3 protein-coding genes are annotated in these 8,362 nt (G+C 40.7%); all 3 read left to right on the forward strand.

Going from position 1 to position 8,362, the window contains the following annotated elements; all coding sequences use genetic code 11:
- The first annotated feature begins 246 nt into the window (after positions 1 to 246).
- Entirely contained in the window at positions 247 to 4,404 is a 4,158-nt protein-coding gene (locus H6S82_RS01735) for a hypothetical protein (protein WP_190462433.1), read from the forward strand.
- A 165-nt stretch (positions 4,405 to 4,569) separates the two neighbouring features.
- A complete protein-coding gene (locus H6S82_RS01740; protein ID WP_190462431.1) occupies positions 4,570 to 6,903 on the forward strand; it encodes a tetratricopeptide repeat protein in 2,334 nt (777 codons plus the stop codon).
- 10 nt (positions 6,904 to 6,913) lie between these two features.
- The coding region (locus H6S82_RS01745; protein WP_191055985.1) for a tetratricopeptide repeat protein at positions 6,914 to 8,362 on the forward strand (1,449 nt) is incomplete at its 3' end.

Below are 8,362 nucleotides of genomic sequence, written 5' to 3' on the forward strand. Positions count from 1 at the left end.
TATAGTAATACTAAACCCCGGTTGATTACCCGGTTTAGGGATTTTTATAGAACCACTTTCGTGTAGCGTGCGCGTAGCGCGTAAGACACGAAGAACACGAAAGAAGAAGAAGAGGATACGCCAATGGGTAACTAACCCGGATTTGGTATAATTCTTGATGGCTCAAAAAGCTAATAATGAAAAACTGGGCATCTTCTTAGATAATTGCCAAAATAAGGAAATAACAGATCGTACTAAGGTTCGTTCATGCCTCGCGCAGTTATCCTTACCGCACTCTCCGTAGAATATCAGGCTGTTCGGGAACATTTGACCGACGTTCAAGAAGAAACACATCCTCAAGGAACGATCTACGAACGAGGGTACTTTACTGCTAACGGTAGAGTGTGGCAGGTAGGAATTGCTGAAATCGGTACGGGAAATGCGAGTGCATCCTCAGAAGCAGAGCGGGCGATCGCTTACTTCAAACCCAAAGTTCTCCTGTTTGTGGGTGTAGCTGGAGGAATTAAAGATCTTGCGTTGGGTGATGTAGTTGCCGCAACAAAAATTTATAGTTATGAATCTGGCGACGCAGAGGATGAGTTTTTGCCTAGACCCGAACTGGAACTTGCTTCTTACAACCTAGTGCAGAGAGCTAGAGCGGAAGCACGTCCATATAAGCGTGATTGGTTGCAACGAGTGCAGCATTTGCCCGATCGCATCCCTAGCGTATGGGTTGCGCCCATCGCAGCTGGGGAAAAAGTGCTTGCTTCAACCCGGTCGAGTTTTTTTCAGTTTCTCCGAAAGCAATACAGCGACGCAATTGCTGTAGAAATGGAAGGCTATGGCTTGCTGAAGGCGGTTCGCATGAACCAGCAAGTGTCTGCGATCGTGATTCGGGGAATTTCTGACTTGATTGACGATAGAACTGAAGCAGATGCTTTTAGTTCTCAAGAAATGGCGGCACGTCATGCAAGCGCATTTGCTTTTGAGATTCTGGCAAAATTAGATATCTTCGTAGAAGATAACGCTAAACAAATTTCAGGAGCCACGCCTTATGGAAACATTGAAGAGTTAGTAACAGCGTCGATCCAAAGATTTATTCCGTCAATTAATGCCAGCACCTCTATTAATCTGAATGATGAGCGGCATAACCGAATTGAGTATGGTTGCAAACTGCTTCGGCAAGGTCGATCTAAAGAAGCCTTAACTTATCTGACAGATCTAAAAACAGAAATTTGGTATAAGTCAGATTCTCTTGTTAGGTATCGCCTACTTGCCAATATTGGTATGGCTAATTTGGGGCTGGAGCAGATCCCTGAAGCTGCCGCCGCCTTTCTAGGAGCTAGACAGCACAACCCCGAGGATGATAAAGCTCTTGCTCTTGCCGCAATGGGCTATTTCTTACAGAGAGAATATATCCAAGCTGAGGAGTTAATTCAGCTGAGCCTACAGAAAAATCCAGCTAATACGATCGCGTATTCCCTCCGAGTTCAGATGGCTTCAGCTACAGATACACTCGAAGCAGTTCTTGATAGAGTTCCGTTCGCTTACAGCAGTCATCCCGATGTACTGGTTGCTTTGGGACAAGCCGCTTTAGATCGGAAGCTATATTCCCAAGCTAAAGAATGGTTTCAAGCAGCTATCAATCAAGGTGAAGTGAACCTAAATAACGTCAAAGTTTTTCTAGGTATTAGTTTAATAGAACCGATCGCCAAAAATTTCTCTATTATTATTGCCGGACAGATCAACGAAGCAAATAAAACTAATCTGGAACAGGCTGTAGATTTATTCACTGAAGTATTAGGTGGAACTTACCCTAATTTTGATAATTTATCCCCTATAGGATTAATAGCCTTGATAAATAGAGGAAGTGCTTTGAGACTACTAGGAAAGCAAGATGAAGCAATCCGCGATTTTGAAATCGCTTTAAAAGAGAAACCTGACGAGCCTTATTGTATAAAACAACTTGCCCTTCTAGCACATGAAAAAGGTAATGAACTAGAAGCATATAATTACCTTAAAAAAATTCTTTTATGTCCACAAACTCCTGAAGCTAACTTACTAGCTGCTAGTTGTTTGATAGTATTAAAACAATTTATAGAAGCAGAAATTTTGCTTGATAAATTTATACATGATGAAGGTCACGAAGAATTTAAAAGAGAAGCTAAACAACTAAAGTTTGAGCTAAAGCTGGAACAAGGAGAGTACGAATATGCTGATAAAATAATGCAAGAATTGATGAACGAAGATCCAGAAAGTGTTGCTAATCAAATTTTACAAATCCGATTCAAACGAAATACGGCCCCTGAAGAAAATGTTCAGGAATTTATCGAGCAGGCCAAAGCATCCTTATTAGCTAATCCTTCTTATCCAGATCAAATTACTTTGGCAGATTTGCTTTATAGCTTGAAGTACTACCGTGACGCTGCGGAAGTTTATGAGCAATTTGTTGATAAGACATTAAATACCTGCCTGACAGGGAGATTACTCTCCGCCTATTACTACGCAGGTAATTATAGAGCCGCACTAGAAATTTGTCGGCAACTGCTTGCTCAGTATGGTGCTTTAGAATATGTCTCAGAAATGGCTGCATTTTTGTATGAGAATATTGGTAATCTTGATGCTAGTCGCCAAGTATCTTTGGACTACTTATGTCGCTTCCCTAATGATATCGTGATGCAATTGCGGTTAGCAATAGTTAACTATTTAACCGGAAATATGGAAGAACTCGATCGCTTTCTTGACTCAAATCCCAGTATTGAGTGTTTATCCATTGATACTTGTATGATGCTGGCGCGATTTCTTAAGATTAGAGGGCGAATGAATTATTTTTTCGAGATTATTTATGAAACAAGGAAGCGTTTTTACAACCAGGGAAAAATTCATGCTTTTTACGTAATATCCTACATGGAAGGAAGAAAAATTAAACCAAATATTTCAGAAATACAAAGTGTAGAGAATGGATGTGGAGTTCTCCTGAAAGATAAGTTTGGTATTCAGAAGTGGTATATTATTGATAATAGGCCAGATGCTGAACTTGCTCAGTATGAACTTAATGAAAGTCAGCCGCTTTACCAAGAGCTAATGGGTAAGACCTTGGGAGATGAGGTAATTATAGTAGAAGATAGCTTTGGTAAAGATGCTTTCACAATAGTTGCGATACAAAATAAATATTTGGCAGCAAGCAACCAAAGTTTTAGATTATTAGAAACATTACCAGACATCCAAGGATTTAGAGTAGCTTACATTCAAAGTACAGCAGAAGGCATCGATCCAGAGTGGCTAAAAAAACTTGATAATATGTTACAATTGGAGAAGAATAACTTTAATAAGTTTGATTCTGATTATCAAGAAGGAAAAATTCCCTTTGGTACTTTCGCAATCCTCTTTAATAAGAATCCTATTGAACTTTGGGAAATTTTGGTTGGTAAGCCTGAATCTTACATCCATGCCTGGTCAGACTTTAATTATGAAAAATTTGAAGATGCTCTTACGTTACTTCAAAAAGGAGGACTTGTAGTAGTCGATCCAGTATCTTTACTGACTCTCCACCAGTTAGGGATAGCAGATGATGCAGTTAGAGTCTTAGGGAAATTAGGACTGGCTCAATCAACTCTCGATTTACTTCAGCAAATGGTTGAAAAATTTCTTGGATGGGGAATAGAGGGTTTTACAACTTATGGAATTGTGAATGAAAAACGAATTATACAAAAGTTTAGCTCCGAGGAAGTTTCTCAACAAAGAGCTTACTTTGAACAAATTATTGGTTGGGTAAGAAACAATTGTTATATTCTCCCTTGTTGGAGAGCTCTTGATATTAGTAAAGATAAACGAAATCAACTTAACGAGCTTATAGGCACAGCCTTTGTCGATACTGTGCTAATTGCTGGAGAGCCAGGACATATCCTATATTCTGATGATCAGGTGTTGCGCTGGTACGCTCGTGTAGAATCAGGAGTTGCAGGAGTTTGGACTCAGGTTATTTTAAATTACTGCCTACAGCAAAAAGGTATTGATGAAGCGGTGCATCGTAGCGCAACTTTGCAGCTGATTCTATTGGGTTATAACTACACCGTTGTAGATGCAGACATCCTGATGGAAGGAGCTAAGCAAGCTAAATTGGAAATTAAACGAAGTTACACTGCGGTTTTAAAAGTTCTTGCAGATAGAAGAATATCGTCAGACTATATTGCTTTTGTTGCTGCTGAATTTATCTGCAAGCTGTGGGTGGAATTTAACGTTCCTTTTCTTAGGGATAACTTGATTTTGGAGTTATTAAAATTCATCGTATCTGGACGATCTCAAAGGCAAATTATCCCAAAATTGGCAAGTTGTATTGATAAGAGGTTGGCTTTGATGCCCATTGCTAAAAATCAAATATTTCATTTAATAGAAATATGGTGGAATTGTGGAATATATTATTAATTGATATTATATAGCGATGATTTGGTCTTGCTCGCTGCTAATGACGAGCAGACTATCTAAAGAGAGGACAAATGGGTAGAAAATTAGTTATAATTAATACATAAGATTTAATAATGTACTTGAACTGGCAGGGTGTCTTTCAGTGAAAAAATTTAAATTGGAAAAATGAGTAATTCTGCTGAGAGCGACACAGAAACATTAAAGGATAGCACTCAAGAGTTTGAGTCCCTGCAATGGGAATTGGCTGTAGCGCGAGAAATCCAAAATTGCCAAACAGAAGCGCAATTGCTGATTAAACTAGGTAGCCTCTATTACTCCCGAAGCAATTACGATCGCTCCCTGGATTACTACCAACAGAGCTTGAACGTAGCAAAAGCGATTCCAGACCGCAGGTTGGAAGCATTATCTCTACTAAGTCTAGGTTGGGTGTATCAAAGAATAGAAACTAATGATGGCAACTATAAGCAAATGCTGGAATGCCATCATCAGTGTTTAGCCATTGCCCAGGAAATTTCAGATCTGTGGCTGGAAGGGTCAGCTTCAGCTAGCCTGGGACGTACCTATCAGCATTTGGGAGAGCATCATAAAGCCATTGAATATTCGCGCCGTAGTTTAGCGATCGCACGGAAAATTCATCACCTGACGCTAGAGGTAAATTCCCTTGCCACCTTGAGAAGTGCTTATGATGCTCTAAGTCAGCACGATCGCGCTGAGGCTTATCAAGCCGACCTCACACCATCTGGAGAATCTGTGTTAGCAGAGTTAGGTATTAAGCCAGATTCTCTAAAATTATCTAAAATTCTGCCTCTGCAACGAGTCCAATATCGAGCTGCCATTAACTGGCTGACGAAATACCAATCGCCGCCTCAAGCAACTAATCGGGAGAAGGTGAAGAGTTATTTGGAAGCTTTTCACCATCTATGTGAAGTAGAAGCTTGGGGAACTGCTAGCAAAATTTTAGCAATTCACCTCAATACTCCTACTAACGAGGAGTTCCACAACCAACTCAAAACTTGGGGCTACTATTCAGAGCAGATAGCGCTTTACAACAGACTGTTATTTAAAGTGAGTCCAAGTTGGGACACGATTTGTCTAAATGGCTTAGCCAATTCCTATAGCGCCCTTGGTAATTATGCTAAGGCTATCGACCTGCAACAACAGCACGCTGAAGTCGCCCGGGCAATCCAAGATATTCGATCGGAGGGCTATGCTTTGGGGAATATCGGGCTCAATCACTACTACTTAGGAAATTACGCTCAGGCAATTGAATTCTTGCAGCAAGCTTTGGCCATTCTAGGCGATATTGAGGACAGTCGCGCTTTTCAGGCATTTCTAGGCAATCTGGGACTTGCTTACTACAGTTTAGGAAACTACATCAAAGCGATTGAGTGCCATCAACAAAGTTTAACCCTCGCTCAAGCAAATCAAAATCGTCGAGGAGAGGGGGAAGCTTTAGGTAACCTGGCCAATGCCTACATTGCGCTAGGGCAGTTTACTAAAGCGATTGAATACCATCAACAGCATTTGGCGATTGCCCATAAATTGGAGGATCGATACGGAGAAGGGAACGCACTGGGCAATTTAGGAAATGCTTACAATGCCTTGGGAGATGCTGTCAAAGCGATTGAATGTCATCAGCGCAGCCTGTCTATTGCTAAGGAAATCGGCGATCGCCGAGGCCAGGGGGTGTCTCTCTGTAGTTTGGGTAGTGCCTACTATGCCTTGGGAGATTACCCTCAAGCCATTGAATGCTACGAACAGAGTTTGGGGCTTACCATGCAAATTCAAGACCGTCGTGGCGAAAGTCAAGCACTCACTGGTCTAGGGCTGATCTACGACGATCTGGGTGACTATGGCAGAGCGGTTGAATACCACAAACGGGCATTGAAGATCGCCCAGTCAATTCAAAATCGTGGCAGTGAGGGTAAAATTCTTGGACAGATCGGTAGTGCTTATATAGGTCTAGAAAACTACCCAAAAGCAATTGAGTGCCACCAGCTGAGTTTGGAAATCGCCTGGGAGCTTAAAGACCGGGATGAAGAAAGAATTGCGCTAGGGAATTTGGGTAATATAGCCTTTTGTGTGGGGAAATATGGGCAGGCAGCCAACTTCTACAAATTAAGCTTAGATCTTTCACGGGAACTGCAAAACCAGCGTGGGGACGCCACCATGTTAGGTAACTTAGGGACGGTACTCTTACAACTTGAGCGATATGCAGATGCGCTGGAACATTTGCAGGTAGCCTTAGAGATTAGCAGAAAAATTGGCTTTCGGTCTAATGAAGCGATGGTACTTAGGAGTCTAGCAGAGTTGCATCAGAAGTTAGAACAACCAGCACAGGCAAGAGAGTATTGTGACCAGGCTTTGGCGATCGCTACCAAATTAGGCATTCCGCTGAGCCAAGATTGTCACGAACTTAGGGCTAAACTGAGGATATATGAAAAGCAGATGCTGGTTGAGGAGGAACACAACTTACCAGCACAAGATTTGACAAACTGACGCAGATCGCATGACGAATGACATTGCCGAATTAGATACAAATCCTCAATCTCGATCCCTTACTCAGGAATTTGGCTTAACGGCTGATGGCCAACAACTACTGGCTGAGGTTGAAGCTAGTTTGGCAGCACAGGATAGTACTAAGATTCGTCCTTGGGAACGTGCTCATTATAGAGCGGTAAAAAACTGGCTTCACAAGTACAAGCCACCCATAGCTGCTTCAAATTTAGAAAAAGTTCGCGGATATTTGGAAGCGTCGTACCATCTGTGTGAAGTAGATGCACAAGAACAAGCTAATAAAATTATTGGAATACGTCTTAACAGTATTCCCAATCAAGAGTTGCATTCGCAACTTGCTGTTTGGGGCTACTATAGAGAACAAATTTATCTCTATAATAGGCTTTTAAGCCAAGCAGATCCTCGTGTAAAGCTTGTTTATTTGACAGGGTTGGGTAACGCTTATATTTTTCTGGGCAACTACGATATAGCAATTAATTATCATTTACAAAATCTAACTGAGGCACGGAACATCAGTGATAGAGAAGCTGAAGCCACTGTATTAATTAGTCTTGCTGCTACTTATATTTTTATGGGTAAGTACTCAGAAGTAATTACCTATACTCAGCAGTCTTTGAAAATTGCACAAGCAATTGGAAACGTAAAATTAGCAGGCAACTGTTTATGTAATTTAGGAATAGCACAGTATTATTTGAGCAATTACTTAAAAGCAATTAAATATCACGATCGAGACCTAATTGTTGTCCAAAACAATGGCGACATTGAAGCAGAAGCTAGAGCAATGGGCAATCTAGGAATTTGTTACTTTTGTATAGGAAAATATGCCAAAGCTACTGAATATTTTAAAAAAGCTTTAATAATTTCGCGTAAAATTGGTAACCCCAAAGTAGAATCTGCGGCGCTGGGTAATTTAGGTTGTATTTATAATGAACTATGCAATTACTCCGAAGCCATTAAATTTTACGAACAACAGTTACAAATTACACAAGAAATCGGTGATCGTGCTGGTGAGGGAATAGCACTAGGCAATTTAGGAACTGTTTATGATTCTTTAGGAAATCACTGTCAAGCTATTGAATATCAACAGCGACGGCTAGCAATTACACGAGAAATCGGCGATCGTAATGGAGAAGGAAAAGCACTTGGAAATCTGGGAATCTCCTATTATTGCTTAGGTGACTACCCGCAAGCAATTGAGTTTTATCAACAACGGTTAAAAATTGCACTAGAGATTAGAGATATTGCTGGGCAAGGAATCGTTTTATATAATTTAGGAGAAAGTTTAGCTAAACTTAAGCGGTATTCAGAAGCACTGGAGTCTTTGCGGAAATCTCTCGATATTTTTAAGGCTATTGGTGTGCATTTCAAGGAAATTCAAATTTTGCGAATGTTGGCGAAAATATACCAGGGATCAGGTCATTACTTTATGGCTTTTAAATAT

Origin of the sequence: Planktothrix sp. FACHB-1355 (assembly GCF_014748295.1) — a bacterium.
GTDB lineage: Bacteria > Cyanobacteriota > Cyanobacteriia > Cyanobacteriales > Aerosakkonemataceae > Aerosakkonema > Aerosakkonema funiforme_A.

Coding starts and splice junctions, on each gene's coding strand:
- H6S82_RS01735 (WP_190462433.1), top strand. CDS start 247: ATGCCTCGCGCAGTTATCCTTACCGCACTCTCCGTAGAATATCAGGCT.
- H6S82_RS01740 (WP_190462431.1), top strand. CDS start 4,570: ATGAGTAATTCTGCTGAGAGCGACACAGAAACATTAAAGGATAGCACT.